This window comes from Pseudomonas sp. GW821-FHT01E05 (assembly GCF_059422425.1).
Genome location: NZ_JBWKWW010000005.1, coordinates 383,691 through 407,527, shown reverse-complemented (window position 1 = coordinate 407,527; position 23,837 = coordinate 383,691). Strand labels below are relative to the sequence as shown.

General features: G+C 56.7%; 25 protein-coding genes, 1 tRNA gene and 1 pseudogene. 8 read left to right on the top strand and 19 right to left on the bottom strand.

All coding sequences use genetic code 11. From position 1 onward, the window contains the following. Position 1: 1 nt before the first annotated feature. Positions 2-394, bottom strand: a complete 393-nt coding sequence (gene tusD / locus AC07W5_RS13770; RefSeq protein WP_494993317.1) for a sulfurtransferase complex subunit TusD — start codon at positions 392-394, stop codon at positions 2-4. An 88-nt stretch (positions 395-482) separates the two neighbouring features. Further along, a pseudogene (locus AC07W5_RS13765) lies at positions 483-599 on the bottom strand (DUF1275 domain-containing protein); the annotation flags it as partial. A 77-nt stretch (positions 600-676) separates the two neighbouring features. Here AC07W5_RS13765 and AC07W5_RS13760 point away from each other — a divergent pair. Beyond that, entirely contained in the window at positions 677-931 is a 255-nt protein-coding gene (locus AC07W5_RS13760; RefSeq protein WP_495011509.1) for a PA2433 domain-containing protein, read from the top strand. Between the two features lie 130 nt (positions 932-1,061). After that, positions 1,062-1,403: a DHCW motif cupin fold protein gene (locus tag AC07W5_RS13755; RefSeq protein ID WP_495011508.1), complete on the top strand. Its 342-nt coding sequence runs from the start codon at positions 1,062-1,064 to the stop codon at positions 1,401-1,403. Between the two features lie 76 nt (positions 1,404-1,479). Here the strand turns inward: AC07W5_RS13755 and AC07W5_RS13750 are convergent, their stop codons facing one another. Continuing rightward, complete coding sequence (locus AC07W5_RS13750) at positions 1,480-1,719, bottom strand: hypothetical protein (protein ID WP_494993314.1); 240 nt, start codon at positions 1,717-1,719, stop codon at positions 1,480-1,482. Between the two features lie 189 nt (positions 1,720-1,908). Then, on the bottom strand, positions 1,909-2,133 hold the full coding sequence (locus AC07W5_RS13745; protein WP_495011507.1) for a hypothetical protein: 225 nt from the start codon (positions 2,131-2,133) through the stop codon (positions 1,909-1,911). Between the two features lie 1,703 nt (positions 2,134-3,836). Here AC07W5_RS13745 and AC07W5_RS13740 point away from each other — a divergent pair. After that, positions 3,837-4,235: a hypothetical protein gene (locus AC07W5_RS13740; protein WP_495011506.1), complete on the top strand. Its 399-nt coding sequence runs from the start codon at positions 3,837-3,839 to the stop codon at positions 4,233-4,235. Positions 4,236-4,478: 243 nt separating this feature from the next. Here the strand turns inward: AC07W5_RS13740 and AC07W5_RS13735 are convergent, their stop codons facing one another. The 6 genes from AC07W5_RS13735 to AC07W5_RS13710 all read right to left on the bottom strand — a co-directional run bounded on the left by AC07W5_RS13735 (position 4,479) and on the right by AC07W5_RS13710 (position 9,593). Then, entirely contained in the window at positions 4,479-4,931 is a 453-nt protein-coding gene (locus tag AC07W5_RS13735; protein WP_495011505.1) for a thiol-disulfide oxidoreductase DCC family protein, read from the bottom strand. 384 nt (positions 4,932-5,315) lie between these two features. Then, positions 5,316-5,525 carry a co-regulatory protein PtrA N-terminal domain-containing protein gene (locus AC07W5_RS13730; RefSeq protein WP_494991706.1) on the bottom strand — a complete coding sequence of 70 codons (210 nt, stop codon included), beginning with the start codon at positions 5,523-5,525 and terminating at the stop codon, positions 5,316-5,318. An 83-nt stretch (positions 5,526-5,608) separates the two neighbouring features. Beyond that, complete coding sequence (locus AC07W5_RS13725; RefSeq protein ID WP_495023590.1) at positions 5,609-6,262, bottom strand: hypothetical protein; 654 nt, start codon at positions 6,260-6,262, stop codon at positions 5,609-5,611. Between the two features lie 977 nt (positions 6,263-7,239). Then, positions 7,240-7,623: a hypothetical protein gene (locus AC07W5_RS13720; protein ID WP_495023589.1), complete on the bottom strand. Its 384-nt coding sequence runs from the start codon at positions 7,621-7,623 to the stop codon at positions 7,240-7,242. A 467-nt stretch (positions 7,624-8,090) separates the two neighbouring features. Continuing rightward, positions 8,091-8,777 (bottom strand): glutathione S-transferase family protein, encoded by a 687-nt coding sequence (locus tag AC07W5_RS13715; protein WP_495011484.1) that lies wholly within the window; start codon positions 8,775-8,777, stop codon positions 8,091-8,093. Between the two features lie 69 nt (positions 8,778-8,846). Then, positions 8,847-9,593 (bottom strand): SDR family oxidoreductase, encoded by a 747-nt coding sequence (locus AC07W5_RS13710; protein WP_495011483.1) that lies wholly within the window; start codon positions 9,591-9,593, stop codon positions 8,847-8,849. Positions 9,594-9,727: 134 nt separating this feature from the next. Here AC07W5_RS13710 and AC07W5_RS13705 point away from each other — a divergent pair, with 134 nt between their 5' ends. Beyond that, the gene (locus AC07W5_RS13705) at positions 9,728-10,615 is read left to right on the top strand and encodes a LysR family transcriptional regulator (RefSeq protein WP_495023588.1); all 888 of its coding nucleotides are present in this window, start codon (positions 9,728-9,730) and stop codon (positions 10,613-10,615) included. Positions 10,616-11,194: 579 nt separating this feature from the next. On the opposite strand, the gene AC07W5_RS13700 is transcribed toward AC07W5_RS13705, so the two are convergent. The 4 genes from AC07W5_RS13700 to AC07W5_RS13685 all read right to left on the bottom strand — a co-directional run bounded on the left by AC07W5_RS13700 (position 11,195) and on the right by AC07W5_RS13685 (position 15,120). Then, on the bottom strand, positions 11,195-12,193 hold the full coding sequence (locus AC07W5_RS13700; protein ID WP_495023638.1) for an NADP-dependent oxidoreductase: 999 nt from the start codon (positions 12,191-12,193) through the stop codon (positions 11,195-11,197). Between the two features lie 46 nt (positions 12,194-12,239). Continuing rightward, entirely contained in the window at positions 12,240-13,109 is an 870-nt protein-coding gene (locus tag AC07W5_RS13695) for an alpha/beta fold hydrolase (protein ID WP_123425920.1), read from the bottom strand. 82 nt (positions 13,110-13,191) lie between these two features. Then, on the bottom strand, positions 13,192-13,980 hold the full coding sequence (locus AC07W5_RS13690; protein ID WP_123425921.1) for an SDR family NAD(P)-dependent oxidoreductase: 789 nt from the start codon (positions 13,978-13,980) through the stop codon (positions 13,192-13,194). Positions 13,981-14,019: 39 nt separating this feature from the next. Continuing rightward, entirely contained in the window at positions 14,020-15,120 is a 1,101-nt protein-coding gene (locus AC07W5_RS13685) for an alkene reductase (RefSeq protein WP_123425922.1), read from the bottom strand. A 149-nt stretch (positions 15,121-15,269) separates the two neighbouring features. Here AC07W5_RS13685 and AC07W5_RS13680 point away from each other — a divergent pair, with 149 nt between their 5' ends. Beyond that, positions 15,270-15,842 carry a TetR/AcrR family transcriptional regulator gene (locus AC07W5_RS13680; RefSeq protein WP_185015398.1) on the top strand — a complete coding sequence of 191 codons (573 nt, stop codon included), beginning with the start codon at positions 15,270-15,272 and terminating at the stop codon, positions 15,840-15,842. Positions 15,843-16,078: 236 nt separating this feature from the next. On the opposite strand, the gene AC07W5_RS13675 is transcribed toward AC07W5_RS13680, so the two are convergent. Beyond that, a tRNA-Ser gene (locus tag AC07W5_RS13675) sits at positions 16,079-16,166 on the bottom strand. A gap of 124 nt (positions 16,167-16,290) precedes the next feature. Between AC07W5_RS13675 and AC07W5_RS13670 the strand changes: the two genes are divergently transcribed. Continuing rightward, a complete protein-coding gene (locus tag AC07W5_RS13670; RefSeq protein WP_494993310.1) occupies positions 16,291-16,962 on the top strand; it encodes a Bax inhibitor-1/YccA family protein in 672 nt (223 codons plus the stop codon). A gap of 64 nt (positions 16,963-17,026) precedes the next feature. Here the strand turns inward: AC07W5_RS13670 and AC07W5_RS13665 are convergent, their stop codons facing one another. Further along, the gene (locus AC07W5_RS13665) at positions 17,027-17,356 is read right to left on the bottom strand and encodes a YceK/YidQ family lipoprotein (RefSeq protein WP_494993309.1); all 330 of its coding nucleotides are present in this window, start codon (positions 17,354-17,356) and stop codon (positions 17,027-17,029) included. Between the two features lie 58 nt (positions 17,357-17,414). Continuing rightward, positions 17,415-17,852: an Lrp/AsnC family transcriptional regulator gene (locus AC07W5_RS13660; RefSeq protein ID WP_495011482.1), complete on the bottom strand. Its 438-nt coding sequence runs from the start codon at positions 17,850-17,852 to the stop codon at positions 17,415-17,417. A 132-nt stretch (positions 17,853-17,984) separates the two neighbouring features. Here AC07W5_RS13660 and AC07W5_RS13655 point away from each other — a divergent pair, with 132 nt between their 5' ends. After that, complete coding sequence (locus AC07W5_RS13655) at positions 17,985-18,878, top strand: DMT family transporter (RefSeq protein WP_494993307.1); 894 nt, start codon at positions 17,985-17,987, stop codon at positions 18,876-18,878. Between the two features lie 7 nt (positions 18,879-18,885). Here the strand turns inward: AC07W5_RS13655 and AC07W5_RS13650 are convergent, their stop codons facing one another. Both AC07W5_RS13650 and AC07W5_RS13645 read right to left on the bottom strand, forming a co-directional pair. Then, positions 18,886-19,965, bottom strand: a complete 1,080-nt coding sequence (locus AC07W5_RS13650; RefSeq protein WP_495023587.1) for an FUSC family protein — start codon at positions 19,963-19,965, stop codon at positions 18,886-18,888. A gap of 45 nt (positions 19,966-20,010) precedes the next feature. Next, complete coding sequence (locus AC07W5_RS13645; protein ID WP_494993305.1) at positions 20,011-21,636, bottom strand: NADP-dependent glyceraldehyde-3-phosphate dehydrogenase; 1,626 nt, start codon at positions 21,634-21,636, stop codon at positions 20,011-20,013. A 245-nt stretch (positions 21,637-21,881) separates the two neighbouring features. Between AC07W5_RS13645 and AC07W5_RS13640 the strand changes: the two genes are divergently transcribed. Then, positions 21,882-22,769: a Dyp-type peroxidase gene (locus AC07W5_RS13640; protein WP_495023586.1), complete on the top strand. Its 888-nt coding sequence runs from the start codon at positions 21,882-21,884 to the stop codon at positions 22,767-22,769. The last annotated feature ends 1,068 nt before the right edge of the window (positions 22,770-23,837 follow it).

Below are 23,837 nucleotides of genomic sequence, written 5' to 3'. Positions count from 1 at the left end.
TTCATGGCCCTCCGAAACAAATCAATCGGTCGGCCGATTGCACGGCGTCATGCAATTGACCCAGCCCGGACAACTCCCAAGGCGCGCTCAAATTGACGGCCGGACGCTGATAACGCAGGGCTTCTTCTTCATTCAGCACGCCGCGGCGCAAGGCGGCAGCAATACACACCACGCCGTCGAGCTGATGCTCACTGACGAACGAGCGCCATTGCAACGGCAAATCTTGCTCATCTTGCGGGGTGACGATATTGCCTGACGCGCTGTGAACACCGTCCTGATAGAAAAACAGCCGCACAATCTCATGGCCACCGGCCAGTGCCGCCTGAGCGAACAGCAGAGCGCGGCGCGAGGAGGGCGCATGGGCAGCGGAGAAAAGGGCAATGGCGAACTTCATGACGGACTCTGTCAGCAAACCTTGCGCAATGATAAAGCTTTATCGCCGGGTCGGCGAAATCCGTTTCAGCCTGCCTGGCGCGGATGTTTCCAAAGCGCGAAAGAGCGCCCGTCACGCAGGTAACCCCGACGGGCAGACCATTAACCTCTTCGACTGCAGCATCAAGCATTCCCAGGGCGATGTTCGCGGCCAGCAGTGCTGAGATTGTCAAGCGTAGCCAGGCATGACTGTCTGCCACGATCTATAGTGATACTCCCGCCACTTAATAGAAGAGAGAGTCCTATGAAACGATCCATTCTGTTTATGGTTGCCGCATTGGTCGCTACGCCGCTCTTTGCGGCGGACGATCTATGCACCATTAATCTGAAAAAAATCAGAAACGAAAAGGCGACCCCCGTGATGGGCCAGCCTCAACTGGATCAAATTCGAGATGCGCGAATAGCCGCGGAAAAAGCGCAGAAAGCTGGCGACAAACAAAAGTGCATAGACCTGACCAATAGGGCTTTAAAGGACATTGAGCACGCTCAAAAAAACTAATGACACGAGAGGCTGAGCCGGTATTGCCGGCTCAGTCGTTCATTCGCTTGTGTGCAATGGTGACCTCGAAGGCATAAGTGGTAGGCTGATGGCCGCAGCTATTGGCCAAAAACACTTAAGGAAAAGAAGTATGAAGATGGATGCGTTCGCTTTTGGCGTCACCAACTGGGCTGAGATCGAAAGGACAGAGCATCCGGGAGAGACAGGGATGGCCTATTGGCGAACCCGGGTTTTCGGCGACGAGTCGAATCGGATTCGGGTGCGCATGGTGGAGTACAGCCCTGGCTACCTTGCAGACCATTGGTGTCACAAAGGGCATGTTTTGTTTTGTATGGAGGGTGAGCTGGAAACCACCCTCGAAGACGGGCGAAAGTTCGTATTGACCGCGGGAATGAGCTATCAGGTCGGCGACAACGCACAGGCGCATCAATCCTGCAGTGGCCCGGGCGCCAGATTGTTCATTGTTGATTGAGCGCAGCAAGGGTGACGCCGCATGAGGGATTTGCTCTTGCGCTCACCTCAAACTGAAGGCCTGACTGCCGAGCGATCTACTCGGCTTTAGTCCGATGGATTGCCCGGGCCTTCACCTCATCGGCGTACGCAATCAACCGCTCTTCACCCGCCTGGAACACCCGGCACATCCTCAGCACTGCCTGAGCATCGGCTTCATTTCCTGCGTCGCTCAATCGTTTGGCAATTTGCGTCAGATCAACGATTGACCATCTGAAATCAGACGCAATGCCCTGAAGATCGCGCCGTAGGTCCTGCTCGGATTCGTTGAGCCACATGATGACCTCCTGAATATCAATGCCGCGCCTGACCCCACTCCCGGTACTAAGTGAACAAAAAGGATCCTGAGCTTTTCAGTCGGGGCCTGGTCGCTGTTCACGGTGTTGCCTTTTGCTGATATCGCTTGCATAGACAGTAATCGACGGCTGCGCAGAGTGTGATTTGAGGCGACGAGCTGTAGGGGCGGACTAGTTTTCCGTGAGTTTGTGCGCGACGGGCTTCGGGGGGATGCGCGCACTGGAAGGAAGCGGGTGTTGAAGCCAGTTCAGGCGAAATTCTTCGACTTCCACCCAGCGACCGTTCTGCGGTGGCAGGCGGCATTGCTTGAAGGCCACACACACTCCTTTGTGATCGACCAAGGCAAAATTTCGATATTTATGGCGCAGGGCGAATAGAGACCGGAAAAACTGCATTGCGAACACCTCCTTGGCGATCTTCTAGTTATAGCCAACTCAAGGAAGGTAAAGCGCTTTGTTCAGTTTGAAAAGATCAATTGTGCTCGTTCGGCAGAGCGCGGGAGGAGGGCGGCGGATTGACTGCCGATTGCTGTCGACATTTTTGGGTAGTTGCGCAAATGGCGAGATGATTCGCGCTCAGGCTCTCTAAGGGGCAAACTCCATAAACGAAAAGCCCCGAATAATCGGGGCTTTCACGTACAAATATGGCGAAGGCAAGGGGCTTCGAATTTATGGACCTGTTACTGGAGCCGGTTCAGTAGAAGCCGGTCGTCGAGTGCGTGAGGCATGAGTGCTCCTCGCCCGCCGCTCACTGGCAGTCGTGAATGTAAAAGTTGGCAGCTCTAAATCGGTTGGTGTATCGTTTCAGTTGTTCGCACAGCCGTATTTCTCTTTACCAGTCCATGGATGGCGAGGCGATACGTGCTGGGCGGACGCTACCCCCAAGGTTTGCCAATAACCATTCAGGGGCGGGCTGGTTATTACCTAACGTCTTAGTCGAAATCTTTGCAAACCCCGCTTGCCGGAGAAAACTCCCGAGTCACCTCGAAGGGCATAGAGGCTTGCCCTGTAGAAGGCCGTCCTTCGAGAGCATCCAAAGCTCCTGATCTTTTTATACCCCCACACCCATCCCCTGGATTTGGTGTTTTCAGCAGGTGTCATTTCCATTCAAGAGCCTCTGGCTGCATGTTCTACAGCGGACAATAGCAATTTGCCTCTGTTAGAAAGCGCCAAATAATAACCTTTGATATTTCATGGTTATTACAAAGCCGGCGTCTGCTCGTCAGGAGAGAAAGCATAACTACGCGACCACCATGCCCGAAGCGCTGGATCGCGCGGCGTGGGGTTGGTCGGCATTGGCGTGCAGATCCTGCTACTGGTTGCAGTGCAGGCTGCATCTAAATGGCATTCCATTGGTTATCTTGCCTGTCAAATTGCACTGACCTCCCTTGGCCCTCCTGCTGCCAGTGCTGCCTGAGGTTAAGGACGCCTGGTGGGGCCAGGTGATCGGGTGTTTTGAACCTCCTTAATGGGAGGGGATCGAACGATCATAGTGTCAGGCTTCACCTGCGAGGAGATGATCAAATGAAACGTACAGCTACTTTGATTTTGGTGATGTCAGCAGCGCTGTTGCTCGGCGGGTGCTGGCCGTACTGGCATGACCATGATGGGCACGGACGTGATCACGGGCGTTACTACGGTGGGGAGCAGAGGGGGCAAATGTATAGCCGGTGACATCGCTGTAGCAGGGCGGGAATAGATCCGCATCGGAGGGTTCGCCATGAGTACCCTGACGATCCAGGCTGTGTGAAAACGTTTTAGAGCAGGTTTGATGGTCAGAACCGGTACGAAAATCGCGTCCCTACGCAAATTTCAGGTCTGCTGACCAACCAAACACTGGCAGATTTTATGTAGCAACGCGGACTTCAACACGGTGCATGCGTTTTCACACTGCCTGGATCCAAGCGGACATCGAGATAGCAAGCCTCAAAGGGGCCGAACGCTGAGGCCGTTGGCTATTTAAGTAGCGGCTCCCTAGAACTTTTCCCTATTTATCGGTCTATGTGGATAAGCACATCAGCTCGGTAAGCGCGAACCCGCAGATTTCCCGCAGCCAGATGGCCACACGTCCAATTGTCAATCAGAGGTTGTCTTCGCTCATGAAATTCCATGACCCACGGATGGTGCTCTTTGGCCTGTTCGCATTCGCGGCAGTGGGCTCGGCATCAGCAACACAGATGAAGACCTCAACCCCTGTTTTTGCAACTGAAGCCGCAGCCGTTCAGGCTCCGGTCCAGGCTGCCGGCAACCCTTGGCCGACCTTGGCCAGTATGGCCGGCAAGCAGCCAGGGCCGTTGCTTGCCCATGACGACCGATACTGGCATGACGGCCGTTGGCACGATCGTAGAGACGATTGGCGCCGAGACGATTGGCGCCGAGACGACTGGCGTAGAGAGCAAGCCCGCCGAGAAGCCGAACGCCATCGTGATTGGGAGCGCCACCATGATTGGGCCATGCGGCACCGCTACGAGGACGATCACCGCTACTATCGTCGCTAGTGCGAAGCCACGGGATCAATCCGCCTGCAATACGGGCGCTGCTCCGCCAACCTGCGAAACCGGGACTCAAACCGGTCCGAAATAGCAGCGCTCAGGCCACTAGCTCCACCTGGTTGATCCCATGAGACTGGATCAGTGTCCGCTCACCTGGACTCGACCATAGCAACTTGGGAACCAGACCATGGTAGCCAAACATGAACGCGAGGCCGCCTCGGGCGATCCCGTTAATGCGTACCAAGGCGTTCACATTGGCGCCTTCAAAAAACGTTGTTCATGATCAGGATCAGGCAAAAGGCAGGTATCGTATTTTCCGAAGAGCCTATAGCGATTCAGCGCAATGCGATCGTATGCCCAATCCCGAAGCTTGCGTGGGAAGATGCGTAGAAGTCTCACTGGCAGCCAACTCGCGGGCAGTTGCGCGATGACTTCGAAAAATGCATCCGAGCGCACCCAGTAGTGTTGGTCGCGGATCACGGCCATGGTGTCGAATTGATCCATGGGCAAACCTGCCCAAGCAAGCAGTGCCTGCCCCTCGGGCGACTGTACTGTCGCCAACCGAATGCGTCGGTGGCGGTCATGGCGGATCAAGAACCTCACCCAGCCATTGCACAGCTTACATACGCCGTCGAACAAGACCACCGTCTCGCCTTGCTTGAGCAATGGTGCGGGTGAGGGGCGAATTTGGGAGGCTGGCATAAGCGTGGATCCAATGGGGGCCTGGTTAATCCGGATCATACCCGCGCGCCAGACTTAAAGTCTGCTTTCGGCCGGTTGTAGCCGGCAGATATTCACCAAGCGAACAGCTAAGGGATTTATTAAGGGTTTTATGTCCCATTGATTCGATCCCGCAGCCGATGCTGTCCGACTGCGAAGCCGAGTCAAGGTAAGCGAACGAGACTGCTGATAACGGCGTTTATGGTAAATCCCTGGATCCATCCTGGACACGGACACGATCAAGCGCAGAACACTACTGTAAGCCAAATCTGACCTCTGGTAATCGCCAGCCTCGTTCCAAAAGCAAACATGACGACCTCAAACTTCTAGCAGCACCTCTGTCAGATCGGGGACGCGCCAGACAGATCAGGAGTTGGAGTGATCGGCCGCCTTGGCTTTGCTTTGAGCTACAGCGGCTTCAGCCTTCTGTTTCTGTGCAACCTGGTAGGCTTCCATCGAGACTTTCCGGGCTTTCTCCATGCGTGCGATGGTCCGGTCACCACCGCCACCTGTGGCCATAGCCAGAGAGGAAACGGTCAGAGCGGCGACGACGAAGAGAGCTTTCATGGATTTCATTTGGGTATCCTCAAGTGAGATTGGGTTAACAGCTAACAGCGGGATTTATTGGCTAAAGCTGAACGTCCTTGTTCAACCTGGCTTCACCATCCAGCCAGGGCGGCGTTTCCTACTGTCCAGGTGCCTTGCTCCGTAGATTCTGCCGTGCTCTTGTTTTTGGCCCAGATGGTGAGCATCACCATCATCCCGAATCCACCGACGATGAGGACCGGATAGGCTGCCAGCAACTCCACCAGCGAGTATTTCCAGGCCAACGGACGGCCAACACCGAGCATTGCGGCATAGAACCACGACACGCCAGAGAACGCCCCCGAGAACAGCGCCAGCATGCGCAGGCTGAAGGAGAGTTTCAGTAACGAACCGGCTTTTTTCAGAGCAGGCAATACCGCGCTATGCAACACGACGCCATTAATGGTCAGCAGTACAACTATGCCGATCTTGGCTTGCAACTTTGGATTGAGGAAATACTCCATCCCCTTGCCGGCATAATCTATCCCGACAATACCAATGCCCGTAATCCAAAGAGCTACAAGGGCAAGCACTACGGTTTTTTGAAGACTTTCCATGTGCGCGTCATCATGGTGACCTGACGCATCCCCCTTCAGGAGTTGCTTGACCATTGCAATATCGCTGGTCAAAACAAGCCCGATTGCCACACAGCAGGCAATAAGGTGGACATATACAACGCCCAAACGCAAAAATTCCACGGTCGACGAAGAAAGCATATTAAGCTCCATGGTTACCGGTTGCCTCTTTGTTCTAGTAGTGAATCAATACATGACTCTCAGTTGGACTTAACTGGAACTTACAGTTACTGACTGCAATTAAGATCCAGCAATTTCTATTAATTAGTCTTGCGGTATTACGCTGTCGAGATAAAAGTGAGCTTCGCGAATGAACTTCTAATCATTCGATTATCTCCATTTTCAGGTAATAAAAATCCCCATTCGCACTTAGTGCATATGAGGTTTAACTTCCGCTTCTGGGGCTAGGTGAGGATCAGAGCCTGTGTCACCTGCTGCGTATTCTGAACGAAAAAGTCCGAGTCCGTTCATTTTTTGATCAATTGTCCCGACAAACGGCAGTGAAATGGATGGTGGCATATTGCCAGTTTTGATGGCGCAGCCAGCACCATTACTGGGTTTACGGCCAACCGGCGTGCCGCTGAGAACCGCTGCGCAAGGCCCAAAGTAGCCACGCTTGTCGCCTTACTCCTGAGTTATGCGACAACTCACTCGCGCCTGACGGTAAAGGCTTTGCGATGTCACGTGAGTCTGTCGCAGGAGGTAGGCGGAAGGGATTCGAAATCCCTCGGTCATCAACGCGTTTTTTTGCTTTTATACCCGTGCGTGAATGACGTGCGATACGAGGCAAAAATGGGGTAAGCCGTTCGCCATTCAATGTCAATCAGTGCCAAGCGCTTAATTAACCGACTTGTCAAAAAAAACCTACAGCCCATATTTCAGGGGGGGTAGGTTTTTTTGCGTTAATACTCCAGCGCAATTGGCGCATGGACAGGATGCGCCCGGGTCAAGCCGGAGGGTATACCGCAGACGCACAGATCTGCGTTGCCATTTGCCCAAGAGAGTTACCTCCGATGATTACTGATTTTCCACCAGCAGGTACCAGTGCCCATGTGTAGCCAATGTAACTCCCGTAACTATTTTTGCTATTAACTTCAACGCACCAAGAGTCCTTGGTCTTGTCGCGGCTCTCACCCCCTTGCATCTGCCGTAATGAAGAATGTGTCTCTGAATTTTGCACTGTCCGGGTCTTTCATGTCGTGACTAACAAATGTGTGGGCTAACAGCATGGCGTTTTCCGGCATTGGGTAACGATAGAGAATCGTTGCGGGTGCTACATGGGTCGGCGCTGGGTGCTGTTGAGCGGTGCAGCCGGTGAGCAGTTTCAGCGTAGCAGCAGGATTTTTTGGATGGTGATCGTGGGGTGGCAGGATGCCGGAAGGCGGGAAAAGCGGGATAGTTTTGTAACGCTTCGGGGGTGGAGGGGTTTTGGCCAAACCCCAGAAACGAAAAAGCCCTGAATAATCAGGGCTTTGACGTACAAATATGGCGGAGGCGATGGGATTCGAACTCATGGACCTGTTACAGTCGACGGTTTTCAAGTCCGAAGATTAATCCTTATATTTCAATATTTTAGGTTGTATTCGTTTCCGCTAAGCAGTATTCATTTATGCTCTGGAGGCCTCTGAAATCAAGGGGTGGAAGTTTATTTGCGGAAACGAATTTGGCCGGTATTTTGGCTTTCTGGGGGGCTCATGATCGCCCTAAATTTCATAGCTGCAACCGAGAGACTGCGCTCGGTGGAAAGCGGCCTTCATCTGAAGTGGGGATTTGGAGTCAGCCCTGGTCAGTCGTGACGGGCAGAAAACGGCCAAAAGCGGACATGGAGCGCCAACGAAAGCTCAGTATCGCTAGCCGTTGTATAGGCACTTTCCTGAAGAATAGGAAAGCGGGCCTCCTGCAAATTCGCAAAGGAGACCCAGCTCCACGGTCGCACCAGGCTAAGTCCCGCTATACGAGACACTGGACTGATATTTATGACTCATCTGACTAAAATGGCCTTCACCTCCAGCAGATGTTTGCGTAACCGGTCTGCATAATCCTCGGCGACAGCAGCCTGAACGCTAGCGCGATTGGCCAGTGCATGACGCCACTCGGCAATGCGACCAAGTCCATCAAACAATGAATGACTTGGTTCGAATCCCAGTATGTCGAAGTAGCGAAAAACTGGGGCTACAGCAATATCCACCATACTGAACGTCTCGCCAGCGAAGTACGGCCCCTCCATCTTTTCACCGCCAAGTCTCTCCAGCTTTCCCCTCAGCGCTGAAGACTTACCAAGCGCTGTCTGCTGATCCGTTGCGTTCAAATATCCCCATGCATCAGTAAGCATACCAGTGGCGAATTCGATCCAAGCACGGTGTTGAGCACGGGAAATTGCATCTTTCGGGTGCAAAGCGGGCTCCGGATACACCTGTTCGATGTATTCACAGATAGCCACGCTCTCGAAAAGTACGGTCGCTTCCTCATCGCCTTTTTGCACCATTAGAAGCGGGACTTTGCCCGTTGGCGACATGACCAGAAACCAGTTGGGCCTGTCCTTCAAATCCACATCAACCCGTTGAAATGGAGCCTCTTTTTCGAGGAGTAAAATTGCTACTCGCTGAACAAACGGACAAAGCCCGTGGCTAACAAGCGTGAGCCGTGATTGCGACATTTGAATACCCACTGTTATTTCGACAACACCCGCTTCCGAGCGGGAAGCGGGCTGTATAGAAGCGAAGTTGTGACTAGCCCATTAAAGCGAGCGCCCACCATCAACAATAATTTCCGTTCCGACCGTCCAACGAGACTCGTCCGACGCCAGATACAGAACCGCCTTAGCTACTTCTTCAGGCGTACCGAAACGGCCAAAGGGTATAGTCGCGGCGATATCTTTGTTGACCTGCTCGCGATAGGCATCGGGGATACCCAGCTTGTCGTACAGCGGAGTATCGATCGGGCCAGGGCTGATCGCGTTTACACGAACACCACGCGGGAGAAGCTCGCTAGAGAGCGTTTTCGACATGTTCAGAAACGCCGCCTTCGTTGCCGCATAAACGGATGAACGCGCGTCGCCCAGGTGCGCACTTACCGAGGTGTTAAGAACCACCGATGCAGGATTAGAGAAGGCCGGCAGCAGTGCTTGCAGGAGGAAGTAAGGGCCTTTGACATTGATGTCGAAGGAGCGATCAAACATCTCCTCGTTCCAGTCTTCGATTGGCATCCAGACGGATACGCCAGCATTGAGGAAGGCAACGTCGAGCTGCCCGTAATGAGACTGAACAGCCTGCGCCAGCTCCTTCTGGGCTGCGACACTAGCTGAGTCGGCTCGCAGCACCAGGACTTCGCTACCTAAAATAGCTTGAGCATTTGCCATGGACTCAGGATTAACACCTGTGACGATCACGCGTGCGCCTTCGGCGAGAAATTGCTTGGCGGTCTCCAGACCGATGCCGCTTGTACCGCCAGTGATGAGGGTACGCTTGCCTTGTAAACGGGACATGTAAATTTCCTCTCTTTTGGGGCGGCCAGCCGGACGACTGACCTTCTGAGAGCAACTATGTATTCATGCCAGCGCGCTGATAAGATGGGCAAATAGAATAGATCTCATGCAAAATCTGCATGAAAAGGGGCGTGATGGACCGGTTGTTACTGATGAGCTGTTTTGTACGCGCTGTCGAGACAGGTAGTTTTTCTGCTGCGGGACGTGATCTAGGACTAGGGCAACCGAACGTCAGTCGTTACGTCGCTGCTCTTGAAGACCATTTGCAAACCAGGCTGCTTCACCGATCCACACGAAAGCTGATGCTCACGCCCGAGGGTGAACGGTACTACGCAGATGCGCGGCGTATTCTGGACTCAGTGGAACAGTCAGAGTCCTCACTGAGAGGGAACGTAGCGCCGTCTGGGTTACTGCGCGTCGCTTGCCCGACCGCATTGGCTCACACCTTCATCGTACCGCACGTCGCGAGCTTTCTAGGGCGCTATCCCGAACTGTCGCTCGATCTTCAAATCAATGATCGCTACGTCAATTTAGTCGACGAGGGGGCAGAACTCGCGATTCGTATTGGGCACCTGGAGGACAGTACAATGCGAGCCCGGCCACTAGCGTGGTTCGAGCGTGTGTGCGTTGCCAGCCGTGCGTACCTAGAGAAACGTGGCTCTCCCTCTTCGCCTGATGACCTGAAGGAACACGACTGCCTCATTTATACCCTCCTATCCACTGGAACCAACTGGCGGTTTAAGGATACTGATGTCCCGATCTCCGGACGACTGCGTGTCAACTCGCCTGAGGCGATACGTGAGTACGTCAATGCAGGATTGGGAATCGCGCAGGGGCCTCAATGGCTTTATGAGGAAGGGCTGAGAAGTGGCAATCTTCAATTGCTGCTTAACGAATACGTGGCGCCACCCGTCCCGATCCAAGTCGTATACTTAGCGAATCGGCTGCTGCCCCAGCGAGCCATCGTTTTCATGGATTTTATGGCGGATGTTTTTGCTGCATTCCATGAGCGCCCTAAATAGCCTCCTAGCCCACGGCCAGGGTGCGAACGGAGAACCATCAGCATGGCGGCCCCTTGGGCGAAAATCGCTGCACACTCACCATTCTTGCTCGTCAACGGGGCTTTAAGTAGTCACACCGGACTGCAGGGCTTGCCTCTCAAAAGTGTCCTGATTTATTGCCAACGCCGATTCGATACATCTCTAAATCAAAGGTGCAACGCTCATCTCATGCGGTTAAGAAAACGGGGGCAGATTTATTTATTTGGATCACCGACCGCTTCTGGCCGAAAGCAGCAGTTTCCGACTTTCCCCTTCCGGCTAGAATCATTCACTCCACTCCTTCCCATCACAAACAACTAAGTGGCGTTAGCGATATTCGAAGCTATCCACGCTTGGGCTACTTTTATGCAACCAGTCTCTACTGCTCAAGCATCAAACGACGCCAGAGGATCACTGGTGGCGTAACAGGCAGCGCGTCTGTTTGCTGCGCTTCCTGTTTCTGAAACGCTGATGCATTCACTTCGGGCAGCGCGGATGAAGAATGCGTGTTCGCTGAACGTTGCTCAGGCTCGTCAATCGACTCATCGAAAGGCAGCGTAGTCATTTGATCGAAATAACGACTTTGCCCTTGGCGCGTCCCTGTTCGACGTATTTCAGTGCCTCTGCCGTTGAATCAAAGGTGAAGACACGGTCAAGCACCGGTTTGATAATGCCGGCCTCGACCAGCGCGGTGATGTGCTGCAACTGCGCGCCGTTGGCACGCATGAACACAAACGTGTAGCTGACGTCCTGCTTGCGTGCCTTGTGCCGAATACCCAGGCTCAAAAGGCACATGACCTGCTGCAACGGCCAGGACAAACCTTGCTCCTTTGCGAATTGTGCGGTGGGTGGCCCAGAGATGGAAATCAGTTGGCCACCGGGCTTGAGCACTTTGAGTGATTTCTTCAGAACATCGGCGCCGAGGCTATTCAACACCACGTCGTAGCTGTGCAGGACACTCTCGAAGTACTGCTTTTTGTAGTCGATGACCACGTCAGCCCCCAGCGCCTTGACCCATTCGACATTTGCGGTGCTGGTGGTGGTCGCGACAAAGGCACCGAGGTGTTTGGCGAGCTGGATGGCCACCGTGCCGACGCCACCGGAGCCGGCGTGAATCAGCACCTTCTGGCCCTTTTGCAGACGAGCGGTTTTCACCAGAACCTGCCAGGCGGTGAGTGCTACCAAGGGCAGGGACGCGGCTTGCGCCATGCTGGTAGTGGCCGGTTTCAGGGCGATCGCGTTTTCGTCCACCGCGATCAACTCAGCGAAGGTGCCGATCCGCGTTTCCGGCGGGCGGGCGTACACCTCGTCACCCGGTTGGAAGCGTGTCACCTTCGAACCGACTTCTCTCACCACGCCCGCCAGGTCATTGCCCAATACCAGCGGAAACGCGTAGGGCAGGATCAGCTTGAATTCGCCGCTGCTGATCTTCGAGTCCAGCACGTTGACGCTGCTGGCATGGACCTCGATCAACACATCGTGAGCACCCACTGCGGGCGCGGGCACTTCGCCGAGGCGTCCGGGTTGCTTGCCATAGCGGTCAATCAGAAAGGCTTTCATCGGGGTGCGGCTCTTGTCGGTTATCAGGAGGGTAGTCGGCGCGTGGTCAGGCATCGAGGAACGCCTGAGCTTTGGCCACAAAATCAGCGTGGTGCTGGAAAATGCCGCCGTGACCGGCATCCTCATACATCACCAGTTCTGCGCTGGGGATTCGCTTGGCCAGCTCAAGCGAGTTGACGCTGGGCACCATGATGTCGGTGTCGCCGTTGACGATCAGCGTCGGCATGCGCAATCGTTCGAGGTCTTGCAGCGCCTGTTGGCCCCACGCGGTGATGGCTTTCAACTGCCGCAGGAAAGCGCGGGGCGTCGGGCCCTTATCGCGATTGTGTTTGCGTGCTCGCAGGCGCTGCAAATACTGCGAGGCGGATCGACGGCCATTGGCTGTCGAGGTGAAGAACAGGTAGAACTTGGGATCGCGCAGGGTCAGCAAACCTTTGAGGATCAATGGCCACGACACTGCGCCGACCTTGTCGATACCCTCGCCACCGGCCGGTCCGGTGCCGGTCAGAATCAGCCGCCGCACCCGATCAGGCGCCTTCAGGGCGAGGTCCTGAGCGACGAAGCCGCCGAGGGAGAAACCCAGCACATCAACGGTTTCCAGCCCCAGCGCCTGGATCAGCTGGATGGCGTCGTCAGCCATCTCGCCGACGGTCAGTGGCGCGGTTCCACCCGAGCCGCCGATGCCGCGATAGTCGGTGGTAATGACGCGACGGGTTTGCGCCAGACCATCGATGATCGCTGGGTCAAAGTTGTCCAACACCGCGCCCCAGTGGTTGAACAGTACGAGGGGCACGCCGACGCGCGGGCCGATGTCGCGATAGGCGAAGGGAGTGCCGTTGACCGTGATCGACTGGTTCGCCGCATTGATGAACAAAGTTGGCGAAGCGGAAAGGGGATTTGTCTGAATTGAATTCATTGCTGCTCCGGACAGCGGGTCGGATTCGATGCAGTGACTTGGGCCTGCATCGAATCTGCCGCGAGTGCTCGCTACCTAAAGATCACTGTGGGGTCTGGTAGCGCTGGGCAACCGCAGACTGACGGATTTGCCCCAGCAGGCCCTGACGTGCGCCCTGCAGGTCATGCCAGCGCTGCGCCTCGTGCAACGGCGGGATGGTCACCGGTTCACGACGATCGAAACCGACGAGGGCGGCATCCACCAGATCGCCTACCTCCATGATTTCGCTCAAGGTGTTGATGTCGACGCCGGAGCGATCCCAGATTTCCGTGCGGGTGGCGGCGGGCAGCACCGCTTGCACGTAGACGCCCTGAGGCGACAGTTCCAGGCTCAGGCCCTGGGACAGGAACAGGACAAAGGCCTTGGTCGCACCGTAGACCGTCATGCCGAACTCCGGCGCCAGGCCCACCACCGAACCGATGTTGATAATCGCACCGTTGCCGGCCTTGGCCAGGCGTGGAGCGATGGCGCTGGCGAGGCGCACCAGCGCGGTGGTGTTGAGGGCGACCAGTTGCGCCACATTGTCGGTACTTTGATCGACGAAGTTGCCGGACAACGCGGCGCCGGCGTTATTGACGAGGATGCCGATGCGGGCGTCGTCGCGCAGGCGGTTTTCAACGGTGGTTAAATCGCCGGGTTGGGTCAGGTCCGCCGGGATCACATCGACGGCGACGTCGTGTTCGTTGCGCAAGCGCACAGCCAGTGCGTCGAGGCGCGCCTGATCGCGGGCGACCAGGACCAGATCGTGACCGCGTTGCGCGAAGCGCTCGGCGTAGACCGCGCCAATGCCGGTGGAGGCGCCAGTGATCAGAACAGTAGGGCGAGTGCTCATGGGTTATCTCTCTTTCAGAATGTGAGAAACAGAACGCGCTCAGCTTGCGCTGACGCTCGATTCAGCCAGTGTCGGGTAGTCGATGTAGCCTGCCGCACCGCCGCCATAGAGGGTGGCGGGATTGAACGCGGACAACGGCGCGCCACGTTTCAGGCGTTCCACCAGATCCGGGTTGCCAATGAACGGGCGACCGAAGGCGATCAAGTCGGCCTGGTCTTCAGCGAGCTTCGAAGTCGCCAGGTCCAGGTCATAGCCGTTATTGGCGATGTAGGTGTTTTTGAAGCGCTGGCGCAGGGCAGCGAAATCGAAGGGCGCCACGTCACGCGGGCCACCGGTCGCGCCTTCGACGACATGCAGATAAACCACGCCGAGGGCGTCGAGTTGCTCGGCGACGTAGTCGAATTGCGCCTGCGGATCGCTGCTGGATACGCCATTGGCTGGTGACACCGGCGACAGACGCACGCCGGTGCGGTCCGCACCGATTTCATCTATCACCGCTGCCGTCACTTCGAGCAACAGACGTGCACGATTTTCAATCGATCCGCCGTAAACATCGGTGCGCAGATTGGCGTTGTCCTTGAGGAATTGATCGAGCAAATAGCCGTTGGCACCGTGAATTTCGACGCCATCGAACCCGGCGGCGATAGCGTTAGCCGCCGCCTGGCGGAAGTCGGCAACGATCCCCGGCAGTTCGCTGATGTCCAGTGCCCGCGGCTCGGAGACGTCTTCAAAGCGGTTGTTGACGAACACTTTGGTGGCGGCGCGCAGTGCGGAAGGTGCCACCGGTGCTGCGCCGTTTTCTTGCAGATCAACGTGGGAGACGCGGCCGACATGCCACAGTTGCAGGAAGATTTTTCCGCCCTTGGCATGCACAGCATCGGTGACTGCACGCCAGCCGTCGATCTGCGCCTGGGTATAGATCCCGGGAGTGTTCTGATAACCCTGGCCCTGTCGGGAAATCTGCGTGGCTTCGCTGATCAGCAGACCGGCGCTGGCGCGTTGGCTGTAGTAGGTCGCCGCCAATTCGCTGGGGACGAAACCTTGGCCGGCGCGGTTGCGTGTCAGCGGCGCGAGAACGACGCGGTTCGACAGCGTGAGGCTGCCTAGCATGTAAGGGGTGAACAGAGTCTGCTTGGTCATCTGATGAATCTTCCGTGCCCGTTGATGGTGATCGGTGGTGCCTGCAATTAGGATGATGATCGAAATCTAAACTGTCAACGGTTTTGATTATGGGTAACATCTATGTATCATTGGACGCAGGATTTCCCGCTGAACACGAGGTATTGCACGTGAGAGTGACCAAGGCCCAGGCGCAGGCCAATCGAGAGCACATTGTTGAAACAGCCTCAGAGCTGTTCCGTGAGCGCGGTTTTGACGGCGTCGGTGTGGCGGACCTCATGGCGGCTGCCGGTTTCACCCATGGCGGCTTCTACAAGCACTTCGGGTCTAAGGCCGATCTGATGGCCGAAGCTTCGGCGTGCAGTCTGGCCAAATCGCTGACAGGCGCCCAAGCGCTGGATGTTGCGGGCTTCATCAACGTCTATGTGAACAGAGAGCATCGCGACGGGCGTGGCGACGGTTGCACCATGGCCGCGTTGGGCGGCGACGCGGCGCGCCAGTCGGATGAGGTGAAAGCAACGTTTGCCGAGGGCATTGAACACACCCTGCAAACTCTGGGCGAGAAATACCCTACAGGGCCTGATGCCGAGGCGGGTGAGGGGCGAAAGAAGATGATCGACCTGCTGTCGCGGGCCGTCGGCGCGATTATCCTGTCGCGTGCCTGCCCGGATGATTCCGCCCTGGCGGACGAAATTCTTGAGGTGTGCCGCGCGGAAATGTTGGCTTCGTTGCCGGTCGATTAAGTTGAACCTATGTTGAGCGGAGATTAATGCAAAGCGCGAGCTGGCTATCTGTGCAATAAAAACACGCTACAAACTTTTTGACTCGTTTGTTTCGAGCGGGATGGGTTGTGTTGCGAAATGAGAGGGTTGCGGAAATGACCAAAAAGATGCGGAAACGATCCGGAAAGGTCGACGCAGAAATCTCAAACCCCAGAAACGACAAAGCCCTGAATAATCAGGGCTTTGTCGTACAAATATGGCGGAGGCGATGGGATTCGAACTCATGGACCTGTTACAGTCGACGGTTTTCAAGACCGTTGCCTTAAACCACTCGGCCACACCTCCGTATTGCGTTGCGGGCGCCATAATACCTGAATGAAACACACTGTCAAACTCTCTGCGTAGCTTGTTACAGAGCGTCTGTTATGATCTTTGCGACTGAACGTTTCAAACCTACAGGAGTGTCGCCATGCGCGAACAGGAATACGCAGTTAATAACAGCGTGCAGGCTGAGCAGCTAGAGGTTAGCCGCGTCCTGCGCAACACTTACGGCTTACTCGCACTCACCCTCGCGTTTAGCGGCGTGATGGCGTTCGTGGCGCAGCAGATGCGCGTCGGCTACCCGAACGTCTTTGTCGTGCTGATCGGCTTCTACGGCCTTTTCTTTCTCACCAACAAACTCCGTGACTCGGCCTGGGGACTGGTTTCGGCTTTCGCCCTGACCGGTTTCATGGGTTTCCTGCTGGGCCCGATCCTCAATCGCTACCTGGGCATGCAAGGCGGCGCTGAAGTGGTCAGCTCGGCCTTTGCGATGACGGCATTGGTGTTTGGTGGTCTCTCCGCCTACGTACTGATCACCCGCAAGGACATGAGCTTTCTCGGCGGCTTCATCACTGCCGGTTTCTTTGTCCTGCTGGGTGCGACGCTGGCGGGTATGTTCTTCAAGATCAGCGGTCTGCAACTGGCGATCAGCGCGGGCTTCGTGTTGTTCTCCTCGGTCTGCATCCTGTTCCAGACCAGCGCCATCATCCATGGCGGCGAGCGTAACTACATCATGGCGACGATCAGCCTGTATGTATCGATCTACAACCTGTTCATCAGCTTGTTGCAGCTGTTCGGCATCATGAGCCGCGATGATTGATCGCAAGCCTTGAGCAAAAAGCCCGCTTCGGCGGGCTTTTTGTTGGGTGCGGATAGGGTTGACCCTATTTGGAAATGACAATGCTGCCGTCGGCCTGCTGACGGTAGATGGTGTAAGGCAACAGCAAGGTATCGAGCGCTCCGGATATGACCAGGTCGATCAGCACAATGGGCGTGGCGTTATCGTATTGCTGCTCATCGATTCCCTCACCCAGCGGCGCATGCAGTGAGCAGAAATCATAGGTGACTCCGCTGTAGATTCGCGGGATCGCGCCGCAGTAACTCTTCTGCTGCTTGAGATTCTGCGCAGCCACCTCATCAGGGCGCACAACCGTGTTGATGGTGCCGCACCCGGCGAGCATTAGCGCCGCCAATAACACTGCCTGAGTTTTCATGCCGCCAATCCTTCGCCGGAAAAATGAGCAATCTACGTTGTTCGGAGCAAAACCGCACTCAGGCCATCGGTGGCAAGCGGCGCTTGACCGGAGTTTTCTTGACGATCGCGGTGTTGGTTTCGGCGTGGGTGTTGAGCCGGTCGAGCAGGGTGTCCAGTTGCTCCATCGAGCGCACATGCAGACGAGCGATGAAGCAGTCATCGCCAGTGACCTTGTCGCACTCGGTGAATTCGGGGATGGCCAGGATCTGCCGTTCGACTTCCTGCAGCTGGCCCGGAAGCGGGCGGATGCGGACGATGGCCTGGAGCTGGTAGCCGAAACATTTCGGGTCTATTTCGACTGTGTAGCCCTTGAGTACGCCGCGCTCTTCAAGACGCCGCAGCCGTTCGGCGACGCTCGGTGACGACAGGCCGCTGATTTGCGCCAATGCTTTAAGTGAACGTCGCGAGTCAGCCATCAGCGCGGCGATCAACACCTGGTCAATGTCATCAGTCATACAAACCTCGTTAGGCAAAGGGTTCAATCTGCCTTGATAAGAAAGGTAGAAATGGATTTTAGCCTGCTATTGGCTCTGGAGCTGCCTCACTGTGGATTGTCATAATTCAGGCTCTTACCGAGGAGGCTGATGATGGACAAGTCGATACGTCGTGGGTCGTTTGAAATGACCGCTGCCATGCTGATTTCGGGAACCATTGGATGGTTCGTGCTGGTTTCCGGGCAGCCGGTGCTGGATGTGGTGTTCTGGCGCTGTGTGTTTGGCGCTGCGACCTTGCTGGTGATCTGCGCGGTGCTGGGCTTTCTGCGTCCCGGTATTTTGACTCGCACCACATTCATCCTGGCGGTGCTCAGCGGTGTGGCGATTGTCGGTAACTGGGTGTTGTTGTTTGCCTCTTATTCCCGGGCATCGATTGCCATCGGTACCGCGGTCTACAACGTTCAACCCTTTATGTTGGTGGGGCTGGCGGCGTTGTTTCTCGGAGAAAAGATCACCGCACAGAAATTGTTCTGGCTTGGTGTGTCGTTTCTCGGGATGTTGGCGATCGTCAGCGCTCATGGTGAGCAGGGCTCAGCAGGTGGCGACTACCTGCTCGGAATCGGACTGGCACTGGGCGCCGCGCTGCTCTATGCCTTCGCTGCACTGATTATCAAGCGTCTGACCGGTACTCCACCGCATTTGATCGCCCTGATTCAGGTCTGCACCGGTGTTCTGTTGTTGGCGCCGTGGGCGAATATCGCCGCGTTGCCGCAGGAGTCTGGCGCCTGGGCCAGTCTGCTGACATTGGGTGTGGTGCACACCGGCGTGATGTATGTATTGCTGTACGGCGCGATTCAAAAGCTGCCGACAGCATTGACCGGTGCGCTGTCGTTTATCTACCCGATTGCGGCGATTTTCGTCGATTGGTTCGCCTTCGGTCATCGCCTTGAGCTGATGCAATGGCTGGGCGTGATCGCGATTCTGCTCGCTGCGGCAGGCATGCAGCAGGGCTGGAGCCTTGGCTTTCGGCGGGCGGCGGTGCAGTGACTGGTTTTCAGATTTTCCAATGCACGGCGGTCTTCGCCAGGCGTTGACGCATATTGTCGAGATTGGCGGCCAATTGCCGGGTCAATAGGCGATAGCCGTCCAGCGCCGTGTAGACCGGAACGCTGAATGTGGAGTTGTCCGGCGAACCCGCAATAGAACGGTCTAGCCGCTGCGAGGCACCGGACTTGAGGGCGCGGGCCATGCCGATCAATTGCACGCGGATCTGTCGGTGCTCGGTTTTCAGGGCTGATTGCATCAAGGCCATGGCCTGTTCGTCGCTGGGGGCCGGTCGTGTGTTGGCGAGGATTTCGAGGGTGCTGACACACATCCGCAGGTTGCGCTGAAGAGCGTCCAGTTCGGTCATGGAGATCCGCACTTCCTTGGACACCGACGGCATCAACGAACGCAGTTGCACCATCGCGCCGTTCAGGCGGTTCATCAGTTTGAGATGTTCGTCGTCGGTGACCGATTGGCCACTGACGATGCGGCCGTAGATCGTCGCACAATCGCGCAGCGCGCTCGCCAGGTTGTAGCGCCAGGAATAGACCGCGTACAGCGGCAGTGCGAAGGAAAAGGCGAGAGCCAGGGCGATACCGATGAGGATGTCGACCGCCCGCCAGAGACCGTCGGTCACCGGGTTGTCGCCATGACCGGCGACGATGAACACGGTGATCGCCGACAACAACGCCGTATACCCACCCTTGCCGATCGCATGGTACGAAAAGAATCCGCAAACCACCGACATGCCCAGGTAGGTCAGCCATGGCATCCCCAGCCAGGCCTGCTGAGCCACCAGCAACAAGCCAACGCCGGCGCCGATCAAGGTGCCGATAGCCCGTTCGGCGGCTTTCTTGCCGATATTACCGTGATGTTGCAGCCCGCCGATGACCACCAACATGGTCACCGAGGCCCATTCGCCATGGGGCAGCTTGATCCCGGTGGTGAGCAGGATGGTGGCCAGCAGCCCCAGTGACACCCGCACGGCGTGGATCAGTTTGGCATGCCGATAGCGCCGATAGGGGTCCAGCAGCGGACGCAAGAAACGGCGCAGCAACGGTGGCAGTCGAGACGATCGCAAGTCATTCATCGGGCCTGGCTGTTTTCCTCGAGTGTCAGTTCCTGGGCTCTGTCATCAGAATATGTAATCGGTGGTCAGAAAGCTCGACTCACGATTACGGATAATGTCGCTGATGAGCTCTTTGTTGCTCTCCTGGAATTTGCTCGCGACCAGGGTGCGGATCGAAAACACCCTGAGCGCGTCGTGAACCGACAGGGTGCCTTCGGCCGAGTTTTTCCGGCCATTGAACGGATAGGTGTCCGGGCCGCGTTGGCACTGGGCGTTGATGTTGATCCGTCCGACCTGATTGGCGAAGGTATCGACCAGGCGTCCGACTTCGGTGGAGTTTTTACCGAAAATACTCAGCTGTTGGCCGAAGTCTGATTCCAGCACGTAATCGATCACGGTTTCCAGATCACGGTAGGGAACGATGGGCACCACCGGGCCGAATTGCTCCTCCTGATACACACGCATCTGGGCGGTGACCGGGTAGAGCACTGCGGGATAGAAGAATGACCCGCGCGATTCACCGCCGTGGGCATTCACCACCTTCGCGCCCTTGTTGACGGCATCCTCCACCAACGAGTGCAGGTAGTCGACCTTGCCCGACTCCGGAAGTGGGGTCAGTGCTACGCCGCTTTCCCAGGGCATGCCCGGTTTGAGGGACTGCAGTTTGCGGTTGAATTTCTCGATGAAGCTGTCGACCACCTGTTCGTGGACGAAGAGGATTTTCAGTGCGGTGCAACGTTGGCCGTTGAACGACAGTGAGCCGGTAACGGCTTCGTTGACGGCGTTGTCCAGGTCGACCTCGGGCAACACGATGCCGGGGTTCTTGGCATCAAGCCCCAGCGCCGCGCGCAAGCGGTGTGGTTTTGGATGCAGCTTTTTCAGGTCACTGGCGGCTTTGTTGGTGCCGATGAAAGCAAAGATATCGACCTTGCCGCTGGCCATCAGAGCGCTGACGGTTTCCCGGCCGCTGCCGTAGATCACATTGATCACACCGGCCGGGAAGCTGTCGCGAAAGGCCTCCAGCAATGGACGAATCAACAGCACACCCAGCTTGGCCGGCTTGAACACGACGGTGTTGCCCATGATCAAGGCAGGAATCAGCGTGGTGAAGGTCTCGTTCAGCGGGTAGTTATAGGGGCCCATGCATAACGCCACGCCCATCGGTACGCGGCGGATCTGGCCGAGGGTGTCCTGTTCGAGCTCGAAACGGCTTGAGCGGCGGTCCAGTTCCTTGAGGGCATTGATGGTGTCGACGATGTAGTCGCAGGTGCGATCGAACTCTTTCTCCGAGTCCTTGAGGTTTTTGCCGATCTCCCACATCAGCAGCTTGACCACTGCTTCACGCTGTTCGCGCATGCGGCCGAGAAAGGCTTCGACATGCTGAATACGTTCGGCGACGCGCATCGTCGGCCAGTTGCCCTGACCTCTGTCGTAGGCGCGGACGGCGGCATCCAGCGCAGTCAATGCGGTGTCGGCATCCAGCAGAGGCGTGCTGCCGAGGATGACTTGTTCATCCGCGTTTTCACTGGCCAGATAGACCGGACTGCGCACCAGCGCGAGTGGGCCGGACCAAATCTTTAATACGCCATCGACGAGGTATTCGCGTTGTTCGATCTGGCCGTTGATGCGGTACTTTTCCGGGATGTCCGCGGCGCTGGGGAACAGGTTGTCGAGAATGTTATCTGTGGTCATGGCGCTACCCCGTATGGATTGGGTGATGCAGATAAGGTGTGTTATCACGGAGCGCGGCCAAAGGGTCAAGTTCTTCAGGCCGCGCGCCAGGATCAGCATAGCTGAATCGTTTTACCTGATCGTGACAAGGGTTGTCATGCCCTATCCGTGCAGATTTGTTCGACTTGCTCAATTGTTTCTCATTGAAACCGCAAGCATATGCCGCTGCGCGGCGGTTAAACTTTGTGCTTTCTAAAGGAGTTCTCATGAGTTACTACCAGCCGGGCATCCTTGCCACCCCAGTACCGTCTCAGGCACGCCATATGTTTTTCGCTCTCGAATCCGTCGATGCATTGCCGACTGCGATCGAGCAGTTGAGGCAGCTGGTGGATGGTAAAACGGCGGTGGTCGGTTTCGGTGAATCGCTGGTACTGGCGCTGGGCGGTCGGATCGATGGCTTGCGGGCGTTCCCTGCGTTGGCGGGCGTTGGCGTTGATAACCCTTCGACCCAGCACGCACTCTGGTGCTGGCTGCACGGCGAGGACCGCGGCGAGTTGCTGCATCGCAGCCGCGCCGTTGAAGCCGCGTTGGCTCCGGCGTTGCGTTTGGTACAGATGACTGAAGCCTTCCGCTACAAGACCGGGCACGATTTGACCGGTTATGAAGACGGCACCGAAAACCCCCACGACGAAGCGGCCGTGGCGGCAGCGCTGGTGGGCGAGGGCACAGATGGCCTGCACGGCGGCAGTTTCGCTGCGATTCAGCAGTGGCAACACGATCTGGAGGGCTTCGCCGCGCTGCCTGCCCGGGAGCAGGATCACATCATTGGTCGGCGCAAGAGTGACAACGAAGAGCTCGAGGACGCGCCAGAATCCGCCCACGTCAAACGTACTGCTCAGGAAAGCTTCGCCCCTGAAGCCTTTGTCGTGCGCCGCTCCATGCCTTGGGTGGAAGGCGATCGAGCCGGCTTGATGTTCCTGGCATTCGGGTATTCCCTTGACGCCTTCGAAGTACAACTGCGGCGCATGAGCGGTCTGGAAGACGGCATCGTCGATGGCCTCTATCGGATGAGTCGGCCGATTACCGGTGGCTATTACTGGTGCCCGCCGCTCAAGGATGGCCGGCTCGATTTGCGGGCGCTGCGGATCGGCTGAGTGACGCAGTGGGCGTATTTGGCGGGCATGTAGGAGGTAGGAGGTAGGAGGTAGGAGCCGAGCTTGCTCGCGAAGGCGGCCTGACAGCCGGCCTGGCTCTCGCAGGTGTACATATCCATTCCTGCGGTAACGGCCGCTTAGGGTTTCGCCCTTACGGCGAGGCCCTTTTGGCAAACGCCCCAAAAGGACCCAAAAGGGCTTGCCCCGAGCGTACGGCACCTCGCCTAGGCTCGGTGTTCCTTCGCTCCGGCATTCATCAGGGGGCATCGCCTCCGGTCGGCTTCGCTTCGACCTCCTCTCGATGTGTTCGACTGCGTCGAACGGCGCTGCGCGCCAACCCCCTGATGAACACCTCCACTCAGCCTCCCGAAGGGGCGGGTGGATCAAGATCAAAAGCGGCAGGCGAGCTAACGCTCGGCCTGTTGAGTGGTGGGGCGGTGTATGCCGCTCTACCTTTCTGCCGTTTTTGTAGGAGCCGAGCTTGCTCGCGATGGCGACCTGACAGTCGACCTATCTCTCGCAGACGTATGCGAATCAAAACTGTGGGAGCATGGCTTGCCCGCGATATGGCGGCCTGACAGCCGGCCTGGCTCTCACAGATGTACACCAATCCATTGTGGGAGCAGCCGGTCGACGCTCGATTGCTCGCGATGGCGGCCTGACAGCCGGCCTGGCTCTCGCAGGTGTACATATCCATTCCTGCGGTAACGGCCACTTAGGGTTTCGCCCTTACGGCGCCTCACTTTTCCAGACGCCGAAAAGTAAGCAAAAGGCTTCGCCCCAAGCGTCCGGCACCTCGCTTAGGCTCGGTGTTCCTTCGCTCCGGCATTCATCAGGGGGCATCGCCTCCGGTCGGCTTCGCTTCGACCTCCTCTCGATGTGTTCGACTTCGTCGAACGGCGCTGCGCGCCTACCCCCTGATGAACACCTCCACTCGGCCTACCGAAGGGGCGGGTAGATCAAGATCAAGATCAAAAGCCAAAGCGAGGCGGCCTGCCGGCCGGCCTGTTTGTGTGGGGGTACGCGTTCCTGGAGCTGCTGATAGGCTGCGATCTCACTTGCGCCGAC